The sequence below is a fragment of the Cohnella lubricantis genome, assembly GCF_014212015.1.
In the GTDB taxonomy this organism is placed as follows: domain Bacteria; phylum Bacillota; class Bacilli; order Paenibacillales; family Paenibacillaceae; genus Cohnella; species Cohnella lubricantis.
This window is the reverse complement of the sequence record NZ_JACJVN010000019.1, coordinates 94,510-120,934: the sequence shown is the minus strand read 5'-3', so window position 1 is coordinate 120,934 and position 26,425 is coordinate 94,510. Positions and strand designations below refer to the sequence as shown.

24 protein-coding genes and 1 tRNA gene are annotated in these 26,425 nt (G+C 58.4%); 5 read left to right on the top strand and 20 right to left on the bottom strand.

Annotated elements, in window-relative coordinates:
- Positions 1-102: 102 nt before the first annotated feature.
- From H4Q31_RS04800 to H4Q31_RS04785, 4 genes are all read right to left on the bottom strand, one after another.
- On the bottom strand, positions 103-834 hold the full coding sequence (locus tag H4Q31_RS04800; RefSeq protein ID WP_185177929.1) for a winged helix-turn-helix domain-containing protein: 732 nt from the start codon (positions 832-834) through the stop codon (positions 103-105).
- Positions 801-1,205, bottom strand: a complete 405-nt coding sequence (locus H4Q31_RS04795) for a Fur family transcriptional regulator (RefSeq protein WP_185177928.1) — start codon at positions 1,203-1,205, stop codon at positions 801-803. Before H4Q31_RS04795 ends, H4Q31_RS04800 begins: the two co-directional genes overlap by 34 nt.
- A 75-nt stretch (positions 1,206-1,280) precedes the next feature.
- Positions 1,281-2,558, bottom strand: coding sequence for an ArsB/NhaD family transporter (locus tag H4Q31_RS04790; protein WP_185177927.1), 1,278 nt, complete (start codon positions 2,556-2,558; stop codon positions 1,281-1,283).
- Between the two features lie 167 nt (positions 2,559-2,725).
- Positions 2,726-3,637 carry a radical SAM/SPASM domain-containing protein gene (locus H4Q31_RS04785; protein WP_185177926.1) on the bottom strand — a complete coding sequence of 304 codons (912 nt, stop codon included), beginning with the start codon at positions 3,635-3,637 and terminating at the stop codon, positions 2,726-2,728.
- A 252-nt stretch (positions 3,638-3,889) separates the two neighbouring features.
- Between H4Q31_RS04785 and H4Q31_RS04780 the strand changes: the two genes are divergently transcribed.
- Together H4Q31_RS04780 and H4Q31_RS04775 are read left to right on the top strand one after the other, a co-directional pair.
- On the top strand, positions 3,890-4,327 hold the full coding sequence (locus tag H4Q31_RS04780; RefSeq protein WP_185177925.1) for a Dps family protein: 438 nt from the start codon (positions 3,890-3,892) through the stop codon (positions 4,325-4,327).
- A 263-nt stretch (positions 4,328-4,590) separates the two neighbouring features.
- Positions 4,591-4,667: transfer RNA gene (locus tag H4Q31_RS04775), tRNA-Met, on the top strand.
- Positions 4,668-4,781: 114 nt separating this feature from the next.
- Here H4Q31_RS04775 and H4Q31_RS04770 read toward each other — a convergent pair.
- The 13 genes from H4Q31_RS04770 to H4Q31_RS04710 form a co-directional block, all read right to left on the bottom strand.
- Positions 4,782-5,138: a nucleotide excision repair endonuclease gene (locus tag H4Q31_RS04770; RefSeq protein ID WP_185177924.1), complete on the bottom strand. Its 357-nt coding sequence runs from the start codon at positions 5,136-5,138 to the stop codon at positions 4,782-4,784.
- A gap of 31 nt (positions 5,139-5,169) precedes the next feature.
- Entirely contained in the window at positions 5,170-7,131 is a 1,962-nt protein-coding gene (locus H4Q31_RS04765; RefSeq protein ID WP_185177923.1) for an ATP-dependent DNA helicase, read from the bottom strand.
- Between the two features lie 79 nt (positions 7,132-7,210).
- Positions 7,211-7,468, bottom strand: a complete 258-nt coding sequence (locus H4Q31_RS04760) for an SDR family NAD(P)-dependent oxidoreductase (protein ID WP_185177922.1) — start codon at positions 7,466-7,468, stop codon at positions 7,211-7,213.
- A gap of 18 nt (positions 7,469-7,486) precedes the next feature.
- Positions 7,487-8,407 (bottom strand): sensor histidine kinase, encoded by a 921-nt coding sequence (locus H4Q31_RS04755; RefSeq protein ID WP_185177921.1) that lies wholly within the window; start codon positions 8,405-8,407, stop codon positions 7,487-7,489.
- Between the two features lie 34 nt (positions 8,408-8,441).
- Positions 8,442-9,203, bottom strand: a complete 762-nt coding sequence (locus H4Q31_RS04750; RefSeq protein WP_185177920.1) for an ABC transporter permease — start codon at positions 9,201-9,203, stop codon at positions 8,442-8,444.
- Positions 9,196-10,119: an ATP-binding cassette domain-containing protein gene (locus tag H4Q31_RS04745; protein ID WP_185177919.1), complete on the bottom strand. Its 924-nt coding sequence runs from the start codon at positions 10,117-10,119 to the stop codon at positions 9,196-9,198. The genes H4Q31_RS04750 and H4Q31_RS04745 overlap by 8 nt, the downstream gene beginning before the upstream one ends.
- Positions 10,120-10,199: 80 nt before the next feature.
- Positions 10,200-10,895, bottom strand: a complete 696-nt coding sequence (locus tag H4Q31_RS04740) for a response regulator transcription factor (protein ID WP_185177918.1) — start codon at positions 10,893-10,895, stop codon at positions 10,200-10,202.
- Between the two features lie 117 nt (positions 10,896-11,012).
- Positions 11,013-12,566 carry a gluconokinase gene (gene gntK, locus H4Q31_RS04735; protein WP_185177917.1) on the bottom strand — a complete coding sequence of 518 codons (1,554 nt, stop codon included), beginning with the start codon at positions 12,564-12,566 and terminating at the stop codon, positions 11,013-11,015.
- A 74-nt stretch (positions 12,567-12,640) separates the two neighbouring features.
- On the bottom strand, positions 12,641-14,002 hold the full coding sequence (locus tag H4Q31_RS04730; RefSeq protein ID WP_185177916.1) for a GntT/GntP/DsdX family permease: 1,362 nt from the start codon (positions 14,000-14,002) through the stop codon (positions 12,641-12,643).
- Between the two features lie 290 nt (positions 14,003-14,292).
- A complete protein-coding gene (locus tag H4Q31_RS04725) occupies positions 14,293-14,976 on the bottom strand; it encodes a GntR family transcriptional regulator (RefSeq protein WP_185177915.1) in 684 nt (227 codons plus the stop codon).
- A gap of 164 nt (positions 14,977-15,140) precedes the next feature.
- A complete protein-coding gene (locus H4Q31_RS04720; protein ID WP_185177914.1) occupies positions 15,141-16,103 on the bottom strand; it encodes a nucleoside hydrolase in 963 nt (320 codons plus the stop codon).
- 237 nt (positions 16,104-16,340) lie between these two features.
- Positions 16,341-16,622: a YqkE family protein gene (locus H4Q31_RS04715; protein ID WP_185177913.1), complete on the bottom strand. Its 282-nt coding sequence runs from the start codon at positions 16,620-16,622 to the stop codon at positions 16,341-16,343.
- 103 nt (positions 16,623-16,725) lie between these two features.
- Positions 16,726-17,418, bottom strand: a complete 693-nt coding sequence (locus tag H4Q31_RS04710) for a metal-dependent hydrolase (protein WP_185177912.1) — start codon at positions 17,416-17,418, stop codon at positions 16,726-16,728.
- 182 nt (positions 17,419-17,600) lie between these two features.
- Between H4Q31_RS04710 and H4Q31_RS04705 the strand changes: the two genes are divergently transcribed.
- Positions 17,601-18,599: an LLM class flavin-dependent oxidoreductase gene (locus H4Q31_RS04705; protein ID WP_185177911.1), complete on the top strand. Its 999-nt coding sequence runs from the start codon at positions 17,601-17,603 to the stop codon at positions 18,597-18,599.
- Positions 18,600-18,896: 297 nt separating this feature from the next.
- Here the strand turns inward: H4Q31_RS04705 and H4Q31_RS04700 are convergent, their stop codons facing one another.
- The 3 genes from H4Q31_RS04700 to H4Q31_RS04690 form a co-directional block, all read right to left on the bottom strand.
- Complete coding sequence (locus H4Q31_RS04700; protein WP_185177910.1) at positions 18,897-20,954, bottom strand: acyltransferase family protein; 2,058 nt, start codon at positions 20,952-20,954, stop codon at positions 18,897-18,899.
- A 498-nt stretch (positions 20,955-21,452) separates the two neighbouring features.
- The gene (locus H4Q31_RS04695; RefSeq protein ID WP_185177909.1) at positions 21,453-22,529 is read right to left on the bottom strand and encodes a M42 family metallopeptidase; all 1,077 of its coding nucleotides are present in this window, start codon (positions 22,527-22,529) and stop codon (positions 21,453-21,455) included.
- Positions 22,530-22,560: 31 nt separating this feature from the next.
- Positions 22,561-23,226, bottom strand: coding sequence for a sulfite oxidase-like oxidoreductase (locus tag H4Q31_RS04690; protein WP_185177908.1), 666 nt, complete (start codon positions 23,224-23,226; stop codon positions 22,561-22,563).
- Between the two features lie 168 nt (positions 23,227-23,394).
- Here H4Q31_RS04690 and H4Q31_RS04685 point away from each other — a divergent pair, with 168 nt between their 5' ends.
- Both H4Q31_RS04685 and H4Q31_RS04680 read left to right on the top strand, forming a co-directional pair.
- The gene (locus H4Q31_RS04685; protein WP_185177907.1) at positions 23,395-24,597 is read left to right on the top strand and encodes a quaternary amine ABC transporter ATP-binding protein; all 1,203 of its coding nucleotides are present in this window, start codon (positions 23,395-23,397) and stop codon (positions 24,595-24,597) included.
- Positions 24,598-26,328 (top strand): glycine betaine ABC transporter substrate-binding protein, encoded by a 1,731-nt coding sequence (locus H4Q31_RS04680; RefSeq protein ID WP_185177906.1) that lies wholly within the window; start codon positions 24,598-24,600, stop codon positions 26,326-26,328.
- The last annotated feature ends 97 nt before the right edge of the window (positions 26,329-26,425 follow it).

Genomic DNA, 26,425 nt, shown 5'->3' with positions numbered 1-26,425 from the left:
TTAGTTTAAATTCCTTTGACAAAAAAATCATACCATCGGTGCAGCAAGGCTGCATGAAGGTATGATGAAGACCATATGAAGATTATATGAATATCAGGTTCATCAATCGGCCAATCGATAGCCGACGCCGCGGACGGTAGCGATGTAGCTCGGCTGCTTCGGGTCGTCGCCAAGCTTGTGCCGCAGGCTCTTGATATGAACGTCGATGGAATTGCTGCCTCCGAAATACCCGTCGCCCCAGATCGCTTCCATAATGTCCTGGCGGGACAGAACGCCTTCGGACGTGATCAGCAGCCGCAGCAGATCGTATTCCGTCTTCGTCAGATCGACGCGGGAGCCGCTGTGCCAGACGACCATTCGCTTCGGATCGATCTCAATATCCTTGAAGTGAATCCGCTCCGGATGCGCGGACAGCGCCGACGAATCCAGCGGCTTCTCCTTGCCGGCAAGCTCTTCGATCCGGCGAACCGCGAAGTCCAGGCTGGACGGCCAATGGAGCGCCGCTTCCTCATCCGGCAGCGGCCCGCTCGTCCGATCGCCGATCAAGTACAGGATATCGGCGGCCGAATTAACCGGAACCTCCGTGTCGATTCCCCATGTGCGATCGATGATGAGCAGATCCGCCACAATCGGCGGCAGCGCCTGCTCCTTCGTAAGGCGGAACAGCAGAACATCATAGCATTGCGCCATCAATTCGGAGACGAGATCCTGCAGATGCGCCGGATAAGGGCTGACGATGACGATGCGGCGCGTCGTGTCGCAGAACGCTCCTTCCGGCAGCAACTCCAGAGCGGGCGGCGTTATTGGACGCCCGGCTTGTTCAACGTTCTGCATTCGGCGCACACTCCTTTGAACAGCAGTTGTTCTTCCGTTATCGTATAACCGGTCTCGGCTTCGATCTCCTGAAGCCAATTCTTCGGCGATCCCGTCAGGATCTCATCCACTCGTCCGCACGATGTGCAGACGATGTGGTGATGATCTTCGGTTCTCGCGTCGTACCGGCTGGCGTCTCCTTCAAGCTTGAGCTCGCGGATCATGCCATTATCGGTCAGATAACGAAGTGAATTATAGACGGTTGCGTAAGCAACGGTTTGGCCTTGATGCTTAAGACGATCAATAATATCCGAAGCGGTCGGATGGTCGTGCGATTCGCTGACGATATCGAGAATCAGCTTCCTAGGCGCGGTAAGTCCGCTGCGGGACATGTCCATCCCTCCTTCTTCTGCTTAGATTTAGTTTAAATATATTCTGATATCGTCTGAAAATCAATCCCCGCCGGCTTACAAATAACGAAGGTAAATATAAACGCTGCTAATGACGATCGATAGAATCATCAGCGGGAAGCCGAACTTAAGGAACCTCATGAACGAGATCGGGTGTCCTTCCTTCCCGGCCAGCCCGGCTACGATCAGGTTGGCGCTTGCGCCGATCAGCGCGCCGTTGCCGCCAAGGCAAGCGCCGAGCGCCAGGCTCCACCAGAGCGGTTCGAGATCGCCGTAGCCGAGCGCGCCGATCTCTTGAATCATCGGGATCATCGTCGCCACGAACGGAATGTTGTCGAGGAACGATGAGGCGATCGCGCTCAGCCATAGAATCAGCATCGAAGTCGCCACCGGGTCGCCGCCTGTCCAATCGATCGCCTTCGTCGCCAGATCCGCGATGACGCCTGTCTCGACAAGTCCGGAGACGAGCACGAACAAGCCGACGAAGAAGAAGATCGTCGTCCATTCGACTTTGCTAAGCGATCGCTCCATCGAGTGCTCGCCAGTCAGCAGCAACAATAGGAAGGCACCAGCCAGTGCCACCGTTGCCGACTCCATATGCAGCATCTGATGCGTGAAGAAGCCGAGAATGACAAGGCCCAGAACGACAAGCGATTGGATAAGCAGCTTGCGGTCCGTAATCAATTCCTTCTCATTGATCGCCATCAAGCTGCGGACGGCTTCATCCGTTGTGCGAAGCTTCTTGCGGAACATCAAGATGAAGATGCCGACATACACGGCCATAATGACGACAACGATTGGCGCCAAATTCGCCAGGAAGGCATTGAACGTCAGTTCCTTGACGGCGCTGCCGATCATGATATTCGGCGGGTCGCCGATCAGCGTCGCCGTGCCGCCTACGTTCGATGCGACGATCTGCGTCAGCAAGAACGGGAGCGGCGACACCTTAAGCTCCCGCGTAATGCTGAACGTGACGGGAACCATGAGCAGCACCGTCGTCACGTTGTCGAGGAAGGCCGAGCCGACGGCGGTAATGAGCGCCAGCGCAACGAGAATTCGAATCGGCACGCCCTTTGCCTTTTTCGCGGCTGCGATCGCAATATAATTGAAGAGACCGGTCTCGGCGGTGATGCCGACGATGATCATCATGCCGACCAACAACCCGAGCGTATTGAAGTCAATGTGATGGATGGCGATCTCCTGATCGACGATGCCCACGCCGACCATTAGCGCCGCTCCGATCATCGCGACGATTGTCCGGTGAATTTTCTCCGTGATGATCATGGCATAAGTTGCTAAGAATATAACGATTGCCCAAATAGCTTGCTGTTCCATGGCAGCGCCCCCTCTAATGCTTTCTGATTGTTAGAAATTCCCCATTCCGACCTTCGCAACCCCAAAAAAATGCAAAAAGAAGCCTGCGAATGGCAGGCTCCTCCGGTTGATGCGTATTCGGTTAAGGAAAATATTCTATAAGATCATACCCGATTTCCGGCCGATGATCAAGCAATTTCGTCTTCCGTGCCAGCTGACGGCGGCAGGTTGAACCGCTGCCTGTACCCGCACTTGCGGCACAGCTCCTCGACAACCTCGCGTCGGGAGAATCCGTCGTACAGCCGATTGGCCCGTTCACCTTCAATGATGTCGCCGAACGGCTTGTCGTGGATGTTGCCGAGGTTAATGACGCCTTCGCCGTCGAGGCAGCACGGGACGACCGTCCCGTCGACGAGCACGCCGGCTTGATTGCGAAGCGCGTGGCAGAACCCTCGCCCCTCGGCTTCCCGCTCCTCCAGCTTCGGCCATTTGAACTCGTGATCCTGGTTCAAGTAGATGCGGTCGGTGAGTTTAAGTCCTTTGCCCCGCTCGAACCTCTCTTCGATATTGTAGTCGAGATTGAATTCACGCTCGAGAATGTCCAGCACCTCGCGGTTGCGCTTGCGCTGCAGGTTCGTCTGGTTGTCCTCCGTCAAGTTCCAGAGGCGCAGCGAGATGAACACGCCGTGTTCCTTCGCCGCTTCCTTAGCGAAATTGACGACGCTAGTGACATAGCCTTCCTTGTCCTTCGAGCCGGGATGGCCGTCGAAGCTGTGCAGACTGAAGTTCATCTGCCGCAGCGCCGGCTTGCCGAGCAGCTTGTCCCGATTCTTGTGCAGCAGCGTACCATTCGACGTGATGTTCACCTTGAAGCCCTTCTCGCAGCTGATGTCGAGCAGTTGATCAATCTTCGGATGCAGCAGCGGCTCGCCCTTCACGTGAAGATAGATCGAGTCGGTATGCGGCTTGATCTCATCCAGTATATGGCGGAAACGATCCACCTGCAGGAACTGCGCCTGACGCTTCGTCTCTGGACAGAACGTGCAAGCGAGATTGCAGACGCTCGTTATTTCGATATAGAACTTCTTGAATGTTTTCATGATTGCGATTACCCCCATAGCGTCTAGCTATTCTATTGTAGCAGAGTTGCTAGAGTTGCGGGAGGAGAAGAGTTGCGCGGCTGCTTCGAGCGCCGAGTTAGTTCGGTTTGCAGACTAATTCCCCCCCCTTCCTCCGTACGTCCGCCCCAACGTTCACCATTTCTTCATCAATTCTTCATGCTCTAGCGACCATATGGTGTTATTATGTTTTTAGATTTAGATTGAGTTTAAATTTAAAAGGAGGAATTCTCAATGAATGCCATGACAACTGAACTGAACAAACAACTTGCTAACTGGATCGTAACGGAGATGAAGCTTCGCAACTTCCACTGGCATATCAAAGGACCTCACTTCTTCACACTCCATGCGAAGTTCGAGGAGCTCTATAACGAAGCAGCGGATCATATTGACGTATTGGCGGAACGCCTTCGCGCCCTTGGCGAAGATGCTGTAACGACACTTAGCGAAGTATTGAAGCTGGCAACTGTTCAAGAGGATGCCTGCAACCGCACTTCCGAGCAGATGGTTGAGACCATCGCGCACGACTTCGGCCTAATGATCGACGAGCTGCAAACAGCGCTTGCTCTCACCGAGTCGGTCGGCGACGAAGTCACCCACGATATGCTGCTTGAGATCCAAGCGGGCCTGCAGAAGCACGTCTGGATGCTGAATGCCTTCGCCAGCAAGTAAAATCGGAGCCGTTGCCTTCATCGCACAACGAACAACGATAACCCGCTATGATACGTTTGCCGTGCTGACTTTAACGGCCTATTATGGAGCCATCCTTTGTGATGGTTCTTGTTTTTTTCTAGCTTTGTATATATTAAAGCCTTAGATCGCTAGGTTTACCGTCTGCGAATACGCCTCCTACCTGAAAAACGCTTGCATATTGTCTTAAACTGCTGTAGTATGAGAGACCTGTCCAACGTAAAGAACATAATGCTTTTTACTATCGCGGGGTGGAGCAGTCCGGTAGCTCGTCGGGCTCATAACCCGAAGGCCGCAGGTTCAAATCCTGCCCCCGCAACCAACTTGCAAATTCTAGCTCACCATATACATCAAAAAAAGCCTTTAACCCGCTAAACGTGGATTAAAGGCTTTTCGGCATGATTTGTGGTTCCTTTGGCCATAGGCGCTCAACCTATTACTTATACAGCGCCTTATCTACATTGTACTTCGCCTTATACTCGTTAATGATGTACGTCTCGTATATTTCCCGATGGACGGGATCTTCGACCAAGCTAACTTCAATCTTGGCCACTTCCTCCCGATGCTCCTTGATGTCCGACACCGTATCCTCGAAGTGCTTCTTGATCCGAGGTCTTAGCTTCCGCGCTTTGCCTACGAATAGGAGTTCATCCTTATCGTTGTAGAACATGAAGATCCCCGCTTTATCTCTAGGAATCTGTATGAAATCCGTAAATCCGTAGATATGGCTTAATTCAGGATCCTTCTGTTTGTATATCGTGACATCCGGAACTGGCACCGTTATTTGTATCATGAACATTCACTCTCTCTTATTCGTTATTGTTCTATCCTAAGTCTAGACATTCCCGTTGCAGCGCAACCCCCTGCGGCAAGATGTCCTCAATCGCCTGCCGAAGGATCGGGTCAAAGTGGATCTCCTCACTGAGGATGGCGATGATACCGCGATCATCGCGAGAGCGAATCAATCGTCCCATTCCTTGCTGCAGCCGAAGCAGCATATACGGCAGATCTACTTCTTCGTACGGCGATGCCGCCGCCTCCCGCTTCGCCATGAACACGGGATCTTGCGGAGGATAAGGCAGCGACCAGATGATGACGTTCGAGAGCGAAGGCCCCGGGATATCGAGGCCCTCCCATAGCGTTAAGGCGCACAGGACGCTTGTCTCGTCCCGTTGGAAGGCGCTAATGAGGTGGCTGATCTCAGCGTCGCCTTCAAACCAGAACCGCATGTCCTTGCACGCCGGATAGGACGGAAGCAGCTCCTTAAACTTGAGCAGATCTTCTTTGCTGTTGAACAGCACCAACGCCCTGCCGCCGGTTCGATTCAGCAGGCTGACGGCAGCTTTCATTCTCTCCTCAGACGAAGCCCCGCGAGGCCACTTAGGAGCCAGCACTTCCATCTGACTCTCATAATCGTACGGGGATTGCGTGCTGAAGGATACATAATCGTCAATGCCTAAGCTGCTAGCGATATAATCGAACGAACCGTTCACCGATAAGGTCGCGGATGAGAATACAACCGGCATATTCAGGGCAAATACCCTCTCGCGCAGCACTTCCTTCACCGCTCTCGGCATGATGACCAGCGTGAGCCCGTCCTCATCCTCCGTTACCCAGCTGATCAACGCTTCCGAGTGCTGGAACAAGCTTAACGCCTTCTGGATCATCTCCAGGTGCTCCTCGACGATGCGCAGCTGGTACTCGTTCAACGTATACAGCTCACTCTCGAAGACCAGTTCTTCTTCGATTCCGTCAATGACCTCGCGGAACCGTCGCACTTCCCCAAGCAGCTGCTGGCTCAGCACAATCCGTTGCCGGTCAGAGCCGGGGATATCCTCGCAATATCCTGACAGCATCCGGAACAAGGACTCGCTGCGGTCAATCGCCTCGTCAATGAGCGCAGCCAACGATTCCCGAATATCATTCTGCAGCAATCGGCCGACGATTTGTTCGAACACCGAATGCTTCAATCGGTAAGTGAGCGCCTTCTGGGCAGCCGATTCTAACAGATGTCCCTCGTCGAAAACGACGGCACAGTGATCCGGCAACAGCGGAAGCTGCCCCTCCCGCTTGCGTCCTTCATACGTCCATACGTGTTCCATATAGAAGTCATGCGAGCAAATAATCAAATCGCTGGACTTCCGATAGTGTTCGCGCGACAGCGTCTGTCCGCAGCGGTGTCTCTGCTCGCAGGAGAAGCAATCTTGGAACGAGTCCCAGCTGATCTGGTCCCACTGCTGATCGTTCAGCTGCGGATATTGTTTGCGATCGCCGTAGGCGTGGAACGACTGCATCGCTTTGTATTGATGGACGAAGTCAGGCAGTTCGTCATGCACCGCTTTGAATACATCGGCATGCTCGTTACCGGTTCGTGCCTGATCCAATTTGGTTAGACAAAGATACCGATCCGCAGATTTGGCCAACCGAGCGTCGATCGACAGGCTCAAATGCTGTGCCAGCTTGGCCAGATCGCCTTCCGTCTTGGCCAGCTGCTCAATTAAGGATTCGTCCGCGCAGGCAATGATCGCCGGCTTCCGGGTATATCGAGCGTAACAGATCGCGTACAACAGATACACGAGCGTCTTGCCCGTTCCAACACCTGCTTCTGCGAAAATCGTCTGCTTCTGAGCGAACGCCCGCTCCAGTTGGTAAGCCATATAAATCTGCTCGTCGCGCACTTCGAAGCCGGCTTCCGGCAGTATATCGTAGAACACATCCGCGACCCACTCGCCAACCTGCGCGAGAAAGGGCCGGGAATGGTCAACTTCAAAAGGGTATCGATTCAATCTAAGTTAAGCCTCCAAGAACCAAGAATCATGTCGAAACATTATCACATGTTCCTCGCATGAAAGCAAAGCTCCAACATCAGGAATGCGATTGGAATGAATAAAGAATCCCTGTCAACTGTTCGGAAACTTCCCATAGCCTTCCCGCGATTATAGGGTCGTCGATGCCGTCAATCGCGGGATCAAGCGCCGGATACCCTCGCTTCGCGCCTTTGCCGCCGGGTCCGATATATTCGCCGCCGCTGAGCGAAGGTTCTGTCGAGGCGTACAGGGTCGGCAGCGCTCCCATCTCCGCGCTTTGGAACAGCCGATAGGCTTCGTCCCATTTCTTCGCCATGTATTCGAACTCACCCTTTCATACGTCTGTCTTATACAGCGGCCATTCGCAGCGCATGCGCAGCCGGCTGCCGTCCATGTCGGCTGTCAGACTGCCGCCCATCTTCTGCATGAGGCTGCGCGCGATCGACAGGCCGAGACCGGCTCCCTTGCTGGATCTCGACCGATCCGCCATATAGAACCGGTTGAACAATAGCTCAAGATCGAACTCGCGCAGCTGTGGAGCGTCGTTGCTGAGGATCAGCACGGCGCTTCGGTCCGTTCGCGCAGCTTCTACCGTCAGCACGCCGCTTGCATGCCGAATCGCATTCACGAGCAGATTCTCCACGACTCGCCGCACCGCCGGCTCGTCTGCCACAATGACAAGCGGCTCCTCCGGCAGCCGGAAGTCAGGGCGAAGCTTGCTGTCGCTTAACCGATCATAGAAGCCAAGCATCAGCTCCGGAAGCAGCTTATTCAGATGAACCGACTCTAGGCGCAGCTCGTAATCCGTCGATTCGATGACAGACAGCACGAAGAAATCGTTCAGCAAGGCCCGAAGCCTTGCCGTCCGATTCTTGACGATGCCGATCGCTTCCCGCCGCTGCTCCTCCGTCAGATCGTCCGACTCCAGCAGTTGAATGTAGCCGGAGATGGACGTCAGCGGCGTCCGCAGATCATGCGACATATTGGCGACGGCTTGCCGAAGCTCATCCTCGGTCCGCCGCCGCTGCGCATTCGCGTGCTCGATGAGCGCCGTGTGGAGGTTAATCTCCTCCGCCAGGCGCTCGACATCACGGTCACCGAGACCAACCGTCATCTTCTTCGCCCATTCGTGCCGGTTATACCTTCGAAGCTGCTCCGTCAGGCTGCGAATTTGCCGCTTGACGAACGCCAGCCGGAGCAGGCTTGCCGCAGCAACCGCCAATGCGCCAAGCGTAAGTCCGATCCAGATCCACATGCCAGCCTGCTCCTCTCCCGTATGATCGCGCAGATTACTTGATTTCTTTTCTCCGGAAGATCGCTATGCATACCGCCAGGCACACAAGCGCCGTCAACACCGGCTCCGCTATGATTCGCAGCGGGCTCATCGCGATGAGCTCATCTGTGTAAACTTGTTTAATCATCAGGAATATCGAGTAGTCATAGACGTCTTCCATGAACGGCATGTAATGAGCCAGCAGCATGAACAAGTAATCGACGAAGAAGTAGAACGCGAAGCTAAGACCGATCGTCTTGCCGCTGTCCGTCAGCGCCGTGGCGAACATGCCCGTGAACGCTCCGTACGCGGCGCCGAGAAGCGCTGTCTCGCCGAGCGTACGCAGCAGATACTCCGCAAGCGAGAGCGGTCCCGGAGCATCGCCGACGCCGTAGATGATCGAGCCGACCGTGAAGCCAACCACGGGGAAGATTAGCGCGGCAATAGCGGAACCGAGCATGAACACCAGCAGCTTCGACAGAACGACCTTCGTGCGGCCGGCGCCGGCCGACACGCTGCGCTTCATCGTTCCGTTCGCGTATTCGCTGGAGAGGAAGAAGCCCCCCAGAATGCTGACGCCGATCTTAAGGAAGTATTCGTTGCCGCCTAGACAAGACGCGAGGACGTCAAGGCCCTTCTTCCCGCTCTCGTAGCTCGGAGCGTCATAATAATCCATGATCGGGTAAGCGATTGCCGCTGCCAACAAGAACAAACTCCCGAGCCAGAAGGTACGGTTATGCATCAGCTTGTACCACTCGAACCGAAGCAGGTTATTCATGCGCCCCGCCTCCGATCCGAGCCGTGAAGTAGCTCTCCAGATCCTCGCCCATCGGCATGAATTGCTCGATCTCCAGGCCATGCGCCGCCAGCGCGGACGACACCCGGCCCGGACGCTCCAGATGGGCGTACAGCCGGATCGCGCCGTTCTCGAGCACCTCGAATTCATTCGTGTCCAGCTCGCGCTCGATGACCGCCGCCGCTCTCTCCGGCGCATCCACTTTAATGTGCAAGAACGTTCGGCAGCGCGCCTGAAGCTCGTCCGCGGTCAGCTGTTCCAGCAGCTTGCCATGATGGATAATGCCATAATGCGTAGCCAGCTGATGCAGCTCGCTCAGAATATGGCTTGAGATGAGAATCGTAATGCCCCGCTCGCGGTTCAGCTTGCGCAGCAGTTCCCGCATCTCGACGACGCCCATCGGATCGAGGCCGTTCGTCGGCTCGTCCAGAATGAGGAATTCCGGGTCGCCCAGCAGCGCCACCGCGAGCGACAGCCGCTGCTTCATGCCGAGCGAGAAGTTGCGGGCCTTCTTCCGCCCCGTCTCGCCGAGCCCGACCAGCTTCAGCGCCTGCGCCACGCATTCCCGGCCGGGAATGCCCCGCTGGATTCGATGGGCCTCCACATTCTCATACGCGGTCATGTACGGGAACAGCGCGGGCTGCTCGATGGCAACGCCAATCCGGTGTCTCGCCTCGATCAGCGCCTTCTCCTCGCTCTGCCCGAACAGCTCGATCGACCCCGACGTCTGGAACGCGAGGCCGGTCACCAGCTTCATCAGCGTCGACTTGCCGGCGCCGTTCTGCCCGATGAACCCGTAGATCGAACCGGCGCGGATGGACATGTCCACGTTGTCGAGCGCGAGCTGCTGCTTGTATCTCTTCGTCAGCAGGTTCGTTCGAAGCACATATTCGTTCATCCTGTTAACCTCCCTTATTCGTTAGCTTCAGTTTAGAGAACGAACCATAAGAGAAGCTAAAGGCATTTCGTAAGAAAATCTTAAGTTTTGAGCCGATACCCCATTCCCCAGATCGTCTCGATATATTCATCGTCCGGATTCGCCTTGGCGAGCTTGTTCCGGAGGTTGCTCATATGCACGTTAATCGTATTCTCCTCGCCGCCGAGGAACGTCTCTCCCCAGACGCTCTCGAACAGGTTCGCCTTCGAGAACAGCTTCTTCGGATTAGCGAGCAGCAGCGCGAGTATGTCGTATTCCCGCGCCGTCAGCGCCAGCTCCGCACCGCCTACGGTTACCGTCTTGGCGTCGGTGTCCATGACCAAATCCTTGTGGGCGAGCGTCTTCGGCACAGCCTTCGCCGGCAACCGCAGGTACCGTCGCAGCACCGAGTCGATCCTCGCGGACACTTCCTCCAGATCGAACGGCTTCGTAATGTAATCGTCGGCGCCTGTCCGCAGTGTCTCAATCTTCGTCTGCTGCTCGCCTTCCGCAGAGACGACGACGACAGGGCATTCCCCTCGGCCGCGAATGACGCCAAGCAGCTCTTCTCCGCGAAGACCGGGGAGCATCAAGTCTAGCAGCACGAGGCTCCACTCCTGCTTGTCCAAGTACAAGAGCGCTTCCGTGCCCGAATAAGCGGGCTGCGCCAGATAGCCGCTTCGGCGGACGATGCCGCAGAGCAGCTGGTTAATCTCGTTATCGTCCTCGACGACGAGCACGTGAACCGCGGATTCCAACGGTCTCCCACCTTCCGATTGTGATCGCATAGCGACATTATAGCACGATGCCCGGATAGACAAAGACCGTCTCTAGTCGGGGGTACCCGGCTGAGACGGTCTGATGGCATGCGCCAATTAATGAATGTGGGTGAACAGCTTCTGTTGGAACTTCGCGATCTCCGAGTATTCCGGTTCGAGAGCGCGCGACAGCCGCACGTAGATCGGCAGCAGCTCCTCGTACACGGCGGCAGCCGAAGCGTTCGGCACGTGCTCGTGGGTCGAGCCGACCATGCCGGCAACGCGGGTGAACGCGTCCTTGTCGCCGAAGGCAAGCTGCCCGAGCACGACGGCGCCGAGGCAGGAGCTCTCGAAGCTCTCGGGCACGACGACGTTCTGGTTGAAGATGTCCGCCATCATCTGCCGCCACAGCGGAGAGCGGGCGAAGCCGCCGGAAGCCTTGATGCGCTTCGGCACACCGGTGTTCTCCTGCATCGCCAGCATGACCGTGTACAGATTATAAATGACGCCTTCGAGCACCGCGCGGATCATATGCTCCTTCTGGTGATGCAGCGTCAGGCCGAAGAACGAGCCGCGCGCGTCGGGATTCCAGAGCGGCGCGCGTTCGCCGGTCAGGTACGGGTGGAAAATCAAGCCGTCGGAGCCCGGTCGCACGCGCTCCGCAATGCGGGTCAGGACATCGTATGGGCTGATGCCCAGACGCTTCGCGGTCTCGACCTCCGAGGCGGCGAACTCATCGCGCGCCCAGCGGAAGATGACGCCGCCGTTGTTGACCGGACCGCCGACGACCCAATGCTCCTCGGTCAGCGCGTAGCAGAAGTAGCGGCCCTTCGGGTCGGTGGACGGCTTGTTCGTCACGGTGCGGATCGCGCCGCTTGTGCCGATCGTGATGGCCACGACGCCGGGATTAATCGCGTCGAGTCCTAGGTTCGCCAAGACGCCGTCGCTGGCGCCGACGACGAACGGCGTCCATGGAGACAGCCCCATCTCGGCGGCGTAAGCGGCTTTAAGCCCTTCCAGCTTGAAGGTCGTCGGCACGAGCTCGGACAAGCGGTCCGGCGTGATGCCGGCCACGCGCAGCGCTTCCTCGTCCCAATCGAGCTTCTGCAGGTTCATCAGTCCGGTCGCGGAAGCGACGGAGTAATCGACGACGTAGCGGCCGAACAGCTTCTCCAGCACATATTCCTTAATCGAGATGAACTTCGCCGCCTTGGCGAACAGCTCCGGTTGGTCGTCGCGGAGCCAGAGCAGCTTCGTGATCGGCGACATCGGATGGACGGGCGTGCCGGTACGCATGTAGATCTCGTGCCCGCCAAGCTCGTGCTTCAGCTTCCTCGCCCATTCCGCGCTGCGGTTGTCGGCCCAAGTGATGCCGTTCATGAGCGGCTTGCCATCCGCATCCACCGGCACGACGCTATGCATCGCCGAGCTGCAGGAGACGAACAGAATCTCCTCGGCTTGCACGCCGGCGGCAGCCACCGCCTCCTTCACCGCCGAGACGACAGCGTCCAGAATCTCGTCCGGATTCTGCTCGGCGATTTGGGGCGTTGGCGTATAGAGCGGATAACCGACATTGCCGACGGATACGTTGGAGCCGTCTTCCCGGAAGACGACCGCCTTCGTACTGGTCGTCCCGATATCGATGCCTATCATGTACCGATTTGCAGCCATTTCAATTCCTTCTCTCTAGCATGGTTTCTCTCTCTCTATTTTTTGCACCTATCCATTTTACACAATTACGTTCCTTACACAAACATGCTGACGGCCAGAATAAGTACCAGTCCGAGCACCGACAGAATCGTCTCCATGACCGTCCAAGACTTCAGCGTCTGCGGCACGCTCATGTTGAAGAACTCCTTCACCATCCAGAAGCCGGCGTCGTTGACGTGCGACAGAATGAGCGAACCAGCGCCCGTCGCCAGCACCACAAGCTCCAGGTTAGCGCCGGGTGTCATCGCCAGCACCGGCGCGACGATGCCCGCAGACGTCGTCATGGCGACCGTTGCGGAGCCTGTCGCTACGCGGATCAAGGCAGCGACGAGCCAAGCGAACAGAATGACATTGATATTGGCATTCGTCGCCATATCGGCGATCGCTTGGCCGACGCCGCTATCGATCAGCACTTGCTTAAACGAGCCGCCGCCGCCGATGATCAGGACGATGCCGGCAATCGGAGCGAGCGAATCGGATGCGAACTTGGACACCTCGTCCTTCGAGAAGCCGCGGGCGAAGCCGAGCGAGAAGAACGAGAACACGACCGAGATGAGCAGCGCCACAACCTCGTGGCCGATAAATTCGCAGAAGACGGTGAAGCCGTATTTAGCATCCGGATCGATAATGCTTGCGATCGAACCGATCAGCATCAGAATTACCGGCATCAGGATCGTTAACAGCGTAATGCCGAAGCCGGGCAGCTTGCGCTCATTCTTCGATGCGAATTGCTCGACGAGCTTCGGATCCGGATGAACGTCGATGCGCTTGCCGATATATTTGCCGAACAAGGGGCCAGCAACAATCGCGACCGGGATACCGATCAAGAGCGAGTAGACAATGGTCTGACCGAGATTCGCGCCATAAGCGTCAATGGCGATCATCGGTGCTGGATGCGGCGGCACGAGGCCGTGCACGACGGACAAGCCGGCCAGGACGGAGATGCCGACCTGCAGCAATGGCTTCTTCGTTTTCGCGACGACGACGAACACGATCGGGATCAGCAGAATAACGCCGACCTCGAAGAAGACCGGGATGCCGACCAGAACGCCGACGAGCAGCATTGCCCAATGCACCTTGCGGTCGCCGAACAGATCAATCAGTGTCGTAGCGATGCGTTCAGCTCCGCCTGACTCCGCCATCATCTTGCCGAGCATCGTGCCCAGGCCGATGACGATGGCGATCGTGCCGAGCGTGCCGCCGAGGCCTTTAGTGATCGAAGTGACGACATCCGTCGACTTCATGCCGGTGAGCAAGCCGAGCAGGATGCTCGCCAGCAGCAGCGTCACGAATGGATTCCATTTGAATTTCGAGATGAACACGATCAAGAACGCGATCGCGATCAGCGTCCATACGAGTAACGTAGCCGAATGGCTCATTCCAAAAAGCGTATTCATGGAGACCTCCAGGTTGTTTAGTTTGCCTTGATGCCGATTCTCCTTATTTTGGCCGATAACCCTCGATTTTAGGTACGTATACTTGTCGACAAGTTTGGCCGAAAGACAAGACCGAGCGTTAAGCCCGATCAAGGGTGCTGCTTGCCTGCGCCGAACCGGAGTTAGACAGCTTGCAGAGATACCTCTGGCGATTCGCGCATGGAACCCGGTTGAGCCGGCTTACTAACACAATCGCCTCTTGCGGTTTACCTTCGCGTAACCGGGTCTAGCCCTCTTCCAGTTTCGAGCCATTAGCCGCGAGCCGGCGAGATGCTGTCGTGCAGCGTCACGTACGAGTCGGCGAAATAGTCGCGCACCGTCCGTTCGATCGTCTTCGGATCGTTCGTCTGAATGCCGTTCAGCAGCTTGCGATGCTTGTCAATAACGCCGGCGACTCTCGCCTCCCCCTCGGAGAACACCTCTTCCGTAGTGAGCAGCATGACGGTCATGACGATCTGGCGGATACTCTTCCACAGCTGCCAGATCCTCGAATGCTTCGCTTCCGCAATGATCGTCTCATGGAATGCGAGGTCTTGGTAAGCGAATTCAATTGGGTCCATATGTTTAGCAGCCAGCTCCATCTTGTCGATGATGCGGCCCAATTGAACGATCAGCGGGCCGGTGTCCAGCCCAGCCATTCGTTGCTGCGCGAAGCTCTCGATCAGGAAGCGAACGTCGTATAACTCATCGACTTCCTTCTCTCCGAGTCCGATGACGACGGCTCCCATCCTCTCCAAGCGTATCAAGCCTTCGCTAGACAGCGTTTTCATGGCTTCGCGAACAGGAGATCGGCTTGTGCCGAAGTCGGCGGCGATCCGGTTCTCGGACAACGTCTCGCCCGGCTTTAGCGCACCGCTTATGATTTGCATTCGAAGCTCGCATGTGATGCCTTCGCCCAGCGGAGCGCCGCGGAGCCAAGATTCAGGATAGCGCATTCAACGCCTCCTTTGACTGTGTACTTGTATACAACTTCTGCGATACGTTTTTTATAATACTCCGCTCGATTGCTCTTGTAAATACGTGATTTTGTGCAGATCCTAGATTTTCCGCTAACAATTTTTCCCCAAAATAGCAGCGTTGGAAGCGGTTCCGGCGTTCCCTATCGAACCCAGACGGACAGAAAAGCATGGAGCGCCGCTTCCGTGTCCAAGTCAACGGCGAAGCGAACCGGCCGGCCCCCTGGAAGCGACGGCCGGCGGCGGCGGTCGGCGATCACCATGCCGGCCGTGAGCTCGCCTTCCGCGGCGACCCGGGCGGGCCATACGCGGTAGGCGAACAGCTCCGGCCGGGTCGCCGCAAGCAGGGCCGCGACGCCTGGCAGCGGCGCCAGACCGATCGGATCGCCATCGCGCAGCGGATGGCGGACGCGGTAATCGAGCAGGCGGCGCAGCAGCCGGAGCGCACGCGCCTGAGCCGGAGGTACGATCGGCTCGATCAGACCTAGCCGCGAAGGCGCAATCGCAAGCTTCGCGGAGGCGTCCAGCCCGACCGCCGTCAGGTCGGGCGCGGTCTGCAGCAGCGCATCCGCCGCCTCGGGGTCGGCGCGGAAGTTCGCTTCGGCGACCGGCGTCGCGTCGCCCGACACGAGAACGGCGCCGCCAAGCTGGACGACGCGGCGCAGCTTGCCGGCGAGCGCCGGGTCCTGCCGCAGCGCGAGCGGCCAGTTCGTCGCGCGCCCGGCGAGCACATATGCGAGCTCGCCCGGACGCTCGCCCGCCAGGCGCGCGACGAACTCGGCAGCCGTCTCTCGCAGCGGCTGCCCTTCGGCCGGCGGCAACAGCACGCCGCCTAAACCCGTCGGCCCGTGCCCTGCGGCTGCCGGGCCAATACGGCCTTGGCGCGGCGCAGGCGCATCCGCACCGGCGGCCGCGCGCAGCCCGCTGCCGGGCGCGCACAGCTGCGCAATGCGCAGCGCCTGCTCCGCCGCGATGAACGCGCTCGTCTCGCCGCGCACCGACGTTACGCCTTCCAGCGCTATATCAGGCGCGAGCAAGGCGTAGATCAGCGCAATCGCGCCATCGATGCCGCCCTCCAGGTCGAGGATGATACGATGTCTCTCCACCGATTGCCCTCCTCCTGCCGCCTCCATGCCGATCCGCCCCCCTTCTCCCGCCTCTTTTACAGGCTTATCCCCTCAGCTCAGCTGCAAAATCATCAGTGAAGGATGAAGGACAACAAAGGTCCATGGGGAGTGCAGATCCCGCTACTTGTTCATTTCCCGCCGCTCATCTTCCGATCGCAAGAAGGGGGCGCTCCCGGCGGGCCAAACGGCCGATGGGACTGCCCCCTTCAGTTATATTTACTTATGCTTCTTCCAATCCATGCTGCTGTTGTTCAGCAAATACTCAAAATTGTTCTCCAGCCGCTTCTGCTCGGCCTTCCGCGCCTCTTCCTCTTCCTGTCGCTTCTGCTCCTTGCGTCGGGCTTCGTCGGCCTTCAGCTCTTCGGCCTGCGCCTTCAGCTTGCCAAGCACATCCGCGCTTAGCAGTTCCTTCAGCGTAGCCCCGCCGGACGCTTCCTGCGACTGCGGCCGCGTCTCCGGCTGCCTGCGCTGATGCTGCGCGGGTCTCTTCTTCGCCATGATGATGACTCCTTCTATCAACCTCAGTTACAACAACATCCGTTTGAAGCTAAAAAAAAGAATTCCAGCATTCGTCGCCAAGCTTCAGTAACACTCCCGCTCCTTACAGCGTGAGCGTCTCGCCCGGCGCGAGCACACGGCCGCGAATGCCCTTCTCTTCCAGACGGCTGGCGAAGGCTCCGGCATCCTGCTTGATCGGCGGGAACGTGTCGTAGTGGATCGGCACGACTTGCCGAGCCTTGAACCACTCCGCCGCTTGGAGCGCGTCTTCCGGGTCCATGGTGAAGTGTCCGCCGATCGGGATGAATGCCAGATCAATTTTCTCACGCTCGCCGATCATCTTCATGTCCCCGAACAACGCCGTGTCGCCCGTATGCAGTATCGTCTTGCCCTCCGCGCGAATGATGAAGCCGGCCGGCATGCCCGCGTTCACGATTCGCTTCTCGTCCGGCAGCGCGATGCCCGAGCTGTGGAATGCTTGAATCATCTTCACTTGAGCGAAGCCCAGATCCACCGTGCCCCCCATGTTCATGCCGATCGTACTCAGGCCTTTCCAAGACAGCCACGTCGCGAGTTCGACGATCGATACGATCGGCGCATCGCCATTGGCCTGCGAGATAGGTCCGGCGTCCAGAATATGATCGTCGTGCGCATGCGTCAGCAGCACCGCGTCAACCTTGATACTCTCAGGCTTCGCCTTCGCGAGCGGGTTGAAGCTTAGGAACGGGTCGATAATGAGAGACTTCCCGCCTGTCGTAATCTGGACCGTTGAATGGCCGTGATATGTAATTTCCATATTCGAATCATCCTCCTCTACCTCTATCATAAGCAAAAAATTTCCGTAATCAAGCCGACTGGCATATTCTGTGCAAATATTGACTACAGTTAGGCCGAGCGTTATGATAAATAACCATATGGTTCTCACAAAATAGGACGGTCCGCTCCATCCAACTCCGTCTTCAAAACGAGGTGTGTCCGATGATATTAAGCGTCCTCGATCAATCGCAAATTTGCGAAGGACGTACGGCTTCCCAGACGCTGGCCGAGACGACACGGCTCGCTCAGCTCGCAGACGAGCTAGGCTACCACCGCTATTGGGTGTCCGAGCACCATGCATCGCGCGCGCTGGCCCATTCGAGTCCTGAGGTGCTGATCGCCCATCTCGCCGCAGCGACGTCGCGAATCCGCGTCGGCTCCGGCGGCATTATGCTGCCCCATTACAGCGCATACAAGGTAGCCGAGAACTTCAAGCTGCTGGAGGCGCTGCACCCTGGCCGGATCGACCTCGGCCTCGGCCGCGCGCCGGGCGGCATGCCGCTGTCCACCCGCGCGCTGCAGGAAGGCAAATTCGTCGACATCGACCGTTACCCCGAGCAAGTCGACGATCTGAACGCGTACTTGTACGACAAGCTGCCGGCCGGGCATCGTTTTGCCGGATTGCAGGCGTCGCCGCTCATTCCGACCGCTCCCGAAGTGTGGCTGCTCGGCTCAAGCCTCGGCACCGCTCAGATCGCCGCGCGCAAAGGCGCCAACTATGCTTACGCGCAGTTCTTCGGCGTTCCGGGAAGCGAAGACGCCGTTCATTACTACAAGGAGAACTTCAAGCCGTCCGAGCGCCACCCGGAGCCCCGCGCCTTGGCCGCCGTCATGGTCATCTGCGCCGACACGGAGGAAGAAGCTTCGCGGCTTGCGACGAGCACCGATCTGTTCTTCCTCTCGCTCGAGCAAGGGCGGATGCTCGACTGGTTCCCTTCCGTTGAGACGGCGGAGAGTTATCCGTATACGGACTATGACCGCGAACGCATCCGCGCTGTGCGCCAGCGCCGGATCATCGGGACGCCTGCCCAAGTGCGCGCGCGGCTGCTGAACATGCAGGACCAATTCGGCATCGACGAGTTCATGGTCGTCACGCTGACGCACGACTTCGAAGCCCGCCTGAAGTCATATCGGCTGCTAGCCGAAGCGTTCGGCATGTAACCGCCGGCGACGCGTTGGAACAACGAACCCCCAAGGGACTCTCCCTTGGGGGTTCGTTGTGTGCTCGTTGTCAAACCGTACCGGAACGATTCGTCCGACACATCCCTTTGTCACACGGATATGCCACTATCCCCTCCGCTCAGGCTGTTAGGCTTATCCCCTTGCGTCAGTACAGGTAGATCGGGCGACGTGGAGCTCTGCCTGAGTTGTGGGGATAAGCCTCATAGGTGCCTGAATAGATATACCCCCGCCGGGCGCTTTAGTCCGATAAAGCAATCCGGTTCAAGCCGTTCCGCTTTACGCTTCCAGCTTAAGTTTATCAACGGCAGACGTCAGCATCTCCGCGTAAGACGCGGCTCCTTCGCTGTTCAGGTGAACGCCGTCTTTGGCGAAATAGCCGTCCTTGCCTTTGCTGGCAGCGTACCAGTCGACCAAGGCGACGTTGTCCCGGGCTTCTGCCGCGTTGGAGAGCATCTTGTTGACTTCGTCCTGCCACTTCCGGGGCACTCTCGTGTTAATGAGCAGAATGTGCCGCTGGTCGCCGATCGCATCTAGCAGCTGCGACAGCTTCTTGGCGGTGAACGTGCCGTTCGTCCCGAGCTCCAGAATAACGATGTCACCCAGAGCTCCAGCCTTCTCATACGAATCAATCGTGTCGAAAGCCTGTGTGAGCTGCCGGCCGATCTTGCCGTCTACGACAATGCCCGGGCGCTGCTCCTCCAAGGTCGACTTCACGCCAAGAATGACGGAGTCGCCGATGATCGTAATGCCTTCGCCGGACTTCGGCGCTGCTTCGTCCGAGGCTGCTTCATCCCCGGCCGGGGTCGAGCTCCCCGCGCTCGAAGCGCCCTTATCGTCTGCTGGTATCGGGGCATGGTCACTGTCCGTTTGCTTCCCTGCATGATCGCCACTTGCCGGATTCGTCGAGCCGCTGCCGGCGTGTCTCGGAGCGCCTTTATCGGATGCGCCGCTGCCTATTGCATTGGAAGCCGCTCCGCTCGATGCCGCCCCGCTCGACGCTCCGCCGCCTAGCGCATTCGATATCCCCTCGTTGGAAGGGACTCCGCCAGCTGCGCTCGCAGGGACAACCAGCTCGCCTGTATCGGAAGCGGCCGCGCTCCGCTCGCCGCCTACCGATCCCGTGCCTATACACGATACGCAGAGCACAACCGTCAAGCCCGCAGCCGCGATCGCAGCCGCATGCTTGCGGGCGCCGCGGGACATGCGGTGCGACAGTCGCGACAACGAACCTGCCTGTACCGCCTTCCTCCAAGTGCCGCGAAGAATCGGTTCCTCCACGAACTTCCAAGACAGCGCTGCCAATATGATACTGGCAGCCGCCTGCAGCGCGATTCGCGTCACACTCGGGCCATCCGTACTGATGACTGGCGTCGTCAGCGCGATAACAGGATAATGCCACAGATAGATGCCGTAGGAGCGAACGCCAAGCCAGCGCAGCGGCTTCACCGACAGGAGGCGGGCAATCCCGCTCGCCGGATGAGCCAGCGTGGCGACTAGCACTGCCGATGCGACTGAGAGCAGCACCAGGCCGCCGCGGTAGACGAAGATGTCGTATTCCTGCATTCGCCACATCATATAGAGCAAGGCCGCGAGCGAAGCCAACCCGAATACGTTAAGAGCAACGCGGGAACCCGCTCCCGCCTTCGCCTCCGTCAGCTTGCCGCTTGGCCAGATGACGGCCAACACCGCGCCAATCAATAGCCCGAACACGCGAGTGTCGCTGCCATAATAGACGCGGCTCGGATCGCTGCCGGGCGTGTACATCAGCGCCATCGCCGCAGCGGAAGCCGCCGCCAGCGCGAGGATGATGGCCGCGAGCTTGCCGCGCTGCGGTATGAATCGCAAGCCGATCGCCAGCAGCAGCGGCCAGACCAGATAGAATTGCTCCTCCACCGCTAGCGACCAATAATGGCCGAATGGGGAAGGAGGTCCGAAGCTCTCAAAGTAAGATACCTTATGAAAAATCAGCCACCAGTTGTTGACATACGTGACCGCAGACAACACGTCGCCGCCTAGCGTTCCGAGCCGTTGCGGATCGGTAATCCCCAAGTACGCGCACACGACCGCAGTCATGAGCAGCATGGCGGGGAGCAGACGGCGGGCTCTGCGCAGCCAGAAGCTTCCGAGCGCCAAGCTGCGATCGCGCTGCCATCTGGCGACCAATTGGTCTGTAATCAAATAACCGGATAACACAAAGAAGACGCCGACGCCCAGATAACCTCCGGGAGCCCAATTCAAATTCAAGTGGTAGGCGATAACCGCCAATACCGAGATCGCCCTAAGGCCGTCAAGGCCGGGCATATAACGCGACTTGCTATTCACTTGTTTACGCATGCCAGCGGACTCCTTCTACTTGCCGTATTTCTGGTTCGGAGCGTGGTCCCTAGTCAATCAAGCATGATAAATCGCCGATGGGCTGATAAGGCCATATAACTTCCGAGTTCGAGGTTTGCATTCGAGGTTAATCTAGATGAATCGGTACTTGTTAAATCTTTATGCCGTTCTGTCTTGTCCTGCTGCCAATCTTCGGTGCGATCCAACGTTCGATTCAGCATAACTACTCTTGCTGCCGTTCGTCAGACGAACCCATGACTCATGCTTGGTATAACTTCCGCTGTCAAGCTTAAAGCGCAATCGGCGTGTGCATCCCTCCTTCATTCGGAGCGGCTTATCTAGTGCTTACCGCCCGTTTGCTTAGTTGTTAAATAGACGATAGTCAGGCTAAATTAGTTCAAGTAATATCAGGTGAAAAGGCTCGAAAAACAAAAAAAGACCGCGAAATTTCGCGGTCTCCAACTTCCAATTTCTGGTCCGGCGCACAAGCGCCGCCGATCAGCCTTCCGCCGGCTCCAGCATATACGCCAGCAGTAGCGCCGCCGTCCCGGCGATAGCGTCCGCGTGCGTACGCTCCATGCCGTGCGAGGCATGCACGCCCGGCCCGATGAGCGCGGCGCGGATGTTGCTTCCGCCTCGAAGCGCGGCGGAAGCGTCGGAGCCGTAATGCGGGTAGATATCTACCGCATGCGGCACGCCTTCCCGCTTGGCCAGCTCGATCAAGCGGGACGTCATGCCGTAATCGTACGGCCCGGACGAATCCTTCGCGCAGATCGACACGTCGCGCTCGGTCGCGGACAGGTCGTCGCCAAGCGCGCCCATGTCGACGGCGATCATCTCGGTAATATCCTCCGGGATGTGGGAGGCGCCGTGCCCGACCTCCTCGTACGTGGACAGCACCAGCTTCACCGGCCGCGGCGGGCGCGTGCCCGTGCGCTTGAGCCATTCGAGGATGCCGAACAGCGCGGCCACGCTCGCCTTGTCGTCCAAGTGGCGGGACTTGATCCACCCGTTCGGCAGCATCCGCGCGCGCGGGTCCCAGGAGATGATGTCGCCGACCTGAATGCCGAGCTTCAGCGTGTCTTCCTTGCTGGATACCGCCTCGTCGATGCGGATCTCCATGTTCTCCTCGTCGCGCTTCCAATCCCGCGCGTCCGAATGCACATGCACCGATGGCTTCGTGGACAGCACGGTGCCTTCGTAAGCGCGGCCGTCGCGCGTGTGGATGAGGCAATATTCGCCCTCCACCGTCTGCATCGCGTAGCCGCCGATCGGGGTGAAGCGAATCATGCCGCTTGGCTTGACGGCCCGAACCATGGCGCCCAGCGTATCGACGTGGGCCGACAAGCCCAGCGTACCGCCGGCAGCTCCATTGCCGGGCGCGGGGGCGGGAATGGTGATGATGCCGTTGCCCTTCGGCGTCATCTCCACCTCGAAGCCGAGCTTGCCGGCTTCCTCGCGGACAAGCGCCATGATCCTCATGCAGAAGCCGCTTGGGCTCGGCGTGTTCAGCAGCTTGTCCAGCATCGCGAGCATGTATTCGCGATTCAATTGCGGATTAAGCGGTACGTTCATGCGGGATCACCTCACCTTTTTTACCCGGATATTAATCATAGTCCTTGTGATGCCATTCGTCCTCCGGCATGTACATATCGTCTTCCGAGAAGCGCTGCTCCGTGAACGGATCGCCGTAGCTATGGAAGCCCCGAACCTCCCAATAGCCCTGCCGGTCCTCCTTCATGAACTCGAAGCCGCGAATCCACTTGGCGCTCTTCCAGAAGTACAGATGCGGCACGAGCAGACGGAGCGGGCCTCCGTGCTTGTCCGATAGCGGTTCATCGTTATACCGGAAAGCCAGCAGTACATCGTCCCCCATCAAATCCTCTAGCGGCACGTTCGTATCGTAGTCCGGATCGGCGTGCACCATGACGTACTTCGCCTCCGGCTTCACCTTCAGCAGCTTGAGCAGCTCCGTGAAGCGAACGCCTTCCCAGACGGTGTCGAACTTGGACCAGCGTGTGACGCAGTGAATGTCGGTCTCCACCCGCGTGCGCGGCAGCGCCAGAAGGTCGTTGTAGCTGAACGTTCGCGCCTCCTCGACCTCGCCGAACACGCGGAAGTCCCAGGCGTCCATGTCGTACCGGGGAATATCCCCTTCGTGCAGGATCGGGAACTTCTCGGTCAGCGTCTGGCCCGGCGGCAGCCGGTCGCCCCACTCCCCCGAGGATGCCGGCGCTTTCGACCGTTTGATGCGTTCCGCTTTGCTGAGCATGTTGGCAACAATCCCTTCCTTAGATGTCCCTGAACGTTCGCGGTAACTTTAACCATACTCCAGAATTATAAGGATCGGCGAAGAAGCGTGTCAAACGTTAACCGGATGATTCATCCACGGATGGCTCATTCTATACGGGAATGGCAATCAGCTTCGGAGGGATTAGGCATGCCGATATTGGCCGTGAAGGAATTGACCAAGATATTCGGAGCGGAGCCTCAGCGGGCTTTGGATCTGCTCAGGAAGGGGCAGACGAAGAAACAAATTTTCGAAGAGACGAAGAATACGGTTGGCGTGAACCGGGTGGACTTCGAGATCGAGGAAGGCGAGATCTTCGTCATTATGGGACTGTCGGGCAGCGGCAAGTCCACCTTGATTCGGCTGCTGAACCGGCTTATCGAGCCTACGGGCGGCGAGATCTGGTGCGGAGGACAGGACGTCGCGCGAATGAATGCGCAGCAGCTGCGGGATTTCCGGCGAAGCAAGATGGCGATGGTCTTCCAGAAGTTCGGCCTATTCCCCCACAAGACGATTGTCGAGAATGTCGAGTTCGGCCTGCAAATCAAAGGCGTCGGCAGCGAGAAGCGGCGCGCGAAGGCGCTGGAAAGCCTGGAGCTCGTCGGCCTCAAGGGCTGGGAGAACAGCTACCCCGATCAGCTTAGCGGCGGCATGCAGCAGCGGGTCGGCATCGCCAGAGCGCTCGCCAACGAGCCGGATATTCTGCTCATGGACGAAGCGTTCAGCGCGCTCGATCCGCTCATCCGCAAGGATATGCAGGACGAACTGCTCGATCTGCAGCAGAAAATGCGGAAGACCATCGTCTTCATCACGCACGACTTGGACGAAGCGCTGCGCATCGGCGACAAGATCGCCTTGCTCAAGGACGGCTCCATCGTGCAGATCGGCACGCCGGAGGAGATTCTGATCAACCCGGCCAACCGTTACGTCGAGCGGTTCGTCGAAGACGTCGACCTGTCCAAGGTGCTGACGGCCGCTCACGTCATGCGCCGGCCGGAGACGATCTCGCCAGATCGCGGGCCTCGCGTCGCGCTGGAGCTGATGCGCGCCAGCGGCGTCTCGAACCTGTATGTAGTGGACAAATCGCGCAAGCTGCTCGGCGTCATTACGGCGGAGGACGCATCTGCGGCAATCAAGGACGGCCGTTCGCTGGCCGATATCGCCATCCGCGACGTACCGACCGTTCGGCCCGATGCGTCGCTGAAGGATCTGTTCGAGCTCGTCGGCCAGACGCCGATTCCGGTCGCCGTCACAGAGGAGAGCGGCAAGCTGCTTGGCATTATCGTACGCGGCGCGGTGCTGGCGGCCTTGACCGGCGCCTCCGAGCATATTAATACGGAAGGAGAATCGTAAATGCCGAAGCTGCCCCTCGACCAATGGGTGGAGGCCGTCGTCGATTGGCTGGGCACGAATCTGGGCTGGCTGTTCGATATTCTGTCCGCAGCCATTGGCGGAACGGTATACGCCTTCTCCGCTCTGCTGCATCTGCTGCCCTTCTGGCTAATCATCCTCGCCCTGGCGGCGCTCGGTTATCGGCTGGGCAGGTGGTCGATGGCTCTGCTCACGGTTATCGGGCTGCTGCTCATCTGGAATCTGGGCTATTGGGACAACACGATGGAGTCGACGGCGCTCGTGTTAACCGCATCGCTCATCTCGATCGTCGTCGGCATCCCGCTTGGTATCTGGTGCGCCGCTAACCGGACTGTCCGCAGCATTCTGACGCCGCTGCTCGACTTCATGCAGACGATGCCCGCCTTCGTCTACCTTATCCCTGCCGTGACGTTCTTCGGCCTCGGCGTCGTGCCGGGGGTGATCGCGTCCGTCATCTTCGCGATCCCGCCGACGATCCGGCTGACGCTGCTCGGCATTAAGCAAGTGCCGGGCGATCTCATCGAAGCCGCCGATTCGTTCGGCACGACGCCGGGTCAGAAGCTGCTTCAGGTGCAGCTTCCGCTCGCGCTGCCGAACATGATGGCCGGCGTTAATCAGACCATCATGCTGTCGCTGTCGATGGTCGTCATCGCCTCTATGATCGGCGCGCAAGGCATTGGCGCGGACGTCTATCGCGCCGTCACGCAGCTCAATACCGGCCAAGGCTTCGAAGCCGGCCTCGCCGTCGTGATCCTCGCCATCCTGCTCGACCGGCTCTCGCAGAAGGCAGTCGGCGGCAAGCGCCGCACTCGTGCGGGCAGCTTCCGCCGAACGGCTTGGATCACGGCGGCGGCAGTCGCCGTGCTGATTGCTGCCGGCATCACGCAGTGGGCCATGAACAGGACGGGATCAGATAACGAGATTGCGCAGCAAGTGGGCTCCGAGATCATCGGCATCGATCCCGGCTCGGGTCTCATGAAGGCGACGGCCAAGGCGATGCAGGATTACGGTCTGGACGACTGGCGGCTGGTCGAAGGCTCCGGCACGGCGATGACTGCCGCTTTGAGCCAGGCATTTTCGCAGCAGCAGCCGATCATCGTCACGGGCTGGACACCGCATTGGATGTTTATCAAATTCAAGCTGAAGTATTTGGACGATCCGAAGCAGTCGTTCGGAGGCAGCGAGGAGATTCATACGATCGTTAGGCTCGGGTTGAAGAACGATATGGCGTCCGCGTATCAGTTCCTCGACCGCTTCTCGTGGCAGCCTTCGGACATGGAGGCCGTCATGAGCCTGATCGCGGACGGCATGGACCCGGCTGCCGCCGCTGACAAGTGGGTCGACGAGCATCCGGACGTCGTCGCCAAGTGGACCGAAGGAATCCCTCCAGCCTCCGGTCAGACGATCCGGCTTGCTCTCGTCGCGTGGGATTCCGAGATCGCGAGCACGAACGTCGTCGGCTCCGTGCTGGAGAAGAAGCTTGGCTACAAAGCGGAGCTGCTGCAGGTGGAGATCGGTCCGATGTGGGCCGGCATCGCCGGAGGCGACGCCGATGCGATGGTCGCCGCGTGGCTGCCGACGACGTCGATCGACTATTACAACCAATACAAAGGCAGCTTCGAGGACCTGGGGCCGAACCTGTCAGGCACGAAGCTGGGATTGGTCGTTCCGGAGTATATGGAGGATGTTCAGTCTATCGAGGATTTGAGGTGAGAAGCGCTTCCTTATTATAGTACAGCCCGTTGCCGTAAGCCCTCGAGGAGGGCTTACGCAGTCCATTCCGGCGTCGCTCGCTCGCACAAGCCGCTGG

Bases quoted from the DNA above. Each gene is read 5' to 3' on its own strand.
- H4Q31_RS04800 (WP_185177929.1), bottom strand. From the start codon at position 834: ATGCAGAACGTTGAACAAGCCGGGCGTCCAATAACGCCGCCCGCTCTG.
- H4Q31_RS04795 (WP_185177928.1), bottom strand. From the start codon at position 1,205: ATGTCCCGCAGCGGACTTACCGCGCCTAGGAAGCTGATTCTCGATATC.
- H4Q31_RS04790 (WP_185177927.1), bottom strand. From the start codon at position 2,558: ATGGAACAGCAAGCTATTTGGGCAATCGTTATATTCTTAGCAACTTAT.
- H4Q31_RS04785 (WP_185177926.1), bottom strand. From the start codon at position 3,637: ATGAAAACATTCAAGAAGTTCTATATCGAAATAACGAGCGTCTGCAAT.
- H4Q31_RS04780 (WP_185177925.1), top strand. From the start codon at position 3,890: ATGAATGCCATGACAACTGAACTGAACAAACAACTTGCTAACTGGATC.
- H4Q31_RS04770 (WP_185177924.1), bottom strand. From the start codon at position 5,138: ATGATACAAATAACGGTGCCAGTTCCGGATGTCACGATATACAAACAG.
- H4Q31_RS04760 (WP_185177922.1), bottom strand. From the start codon at position 7,468: ATGGCGAAGAAATGGGACGAAGCCTATCGGCTGTTCCAAAGCGCGGAG.
- H4Q31_RS04755 (WP_185177921.1), bottom strand. From the start codon at position 8,407: ATGTGGATCTGGATCGGACTTACGCTTGGCGCATTGGCGGTTGCTGCG.
- H4Q31_RS04750 (WP_185177920.1), bottom strand. From the start codon at position 9,203: ATGAATAACCTGCTTCGGTTCGAGTGGTACAAGCTGATGCATAACCGT.
- H4Q31_RS04745 (WP_185177919.1), bottom strand. From the start codon at position 10,119: ATGAACGAATATGTGCTTCGAACGAACCTGCTGACGAAGAGATACAAG.
- gntK (WP_185177917.1), bottom strand. From the start codon at position 12,566: ATGGCTGCAAATCGGTACATGATAGGCATCGATATCGGGACGACCAGT.
- H4Q31_RS04730 (WP_185177916.1), bottom strand. From the start codon at position 14,002: ATGAATACGCTTTTTGGAATGAGCCATTCGGCTACGTTACTCGTATGG.
- H4Q31_RS04725 (WP_185177915.1), bottom strand. From the start codon at position 14,976: ATGCGCTATCCTGAATCTTGGCTCCGCGGCGCTCCGCTGGGCGAAGGC.
- H4Q31_RS04715 (WP_185177913.1), bottom strand. From the start codon at position 16,622: ATGGCGAAGAAGAGACCCGCGCAGCATCAGCGCAGGCAGCCGGAGACG.
- H4Q31_RS04710 (WP_185177912.1), bottom strand. From the start codon at position 17,418: ATGGAAATTACATATCACGGCCATTCAACGGTCCAGATTACGACAGGC.
- H4Q31_RS04705 (WP_185177911.1), top strand. From the start codon at position 17,601: ATGATATTAAGCGTCCTCGATCAATCGCAAATTTGCGAAGGACGTACG.
- H4Q31_RS04700 (WP_185177910.1), bottom strand. From the start codon at position 20,954: ATGCGTAAACAAGTGAATAGCAAGTCGCGTTATATGCCCGGCCTTGAC.
- H4Q31_RS04695 (WP_185177909.1), bottom strand. From the start codon at position 22,529: ATGAACGTACCGCTTAATCCGCAATTGAATCGCGAATACATGCTCGCG.
- H4Q31_RS04690 (WP_185177908.1), bottom strand. From the start codon at position 23,226: ATGCTCAGCAAAGCGGAACGCATCAAACGGTCGAAAGCGCCGGCATCC.
- H4Q31_RS04685 (WP_185177907.1), top strand. From the start codon at position 23,395: ATGCCGATATTGGCCGTGAAGGAATTGACCAAGATATTCGGAGCGGAG.
- H4Q31_RS04680 (WP_185177906.1), top strand. From the start codon at position 24,598: ATGCCGAAGCTGCCCCTCGACCAATGGGTGGAGGCCGTCGTCGATTGG.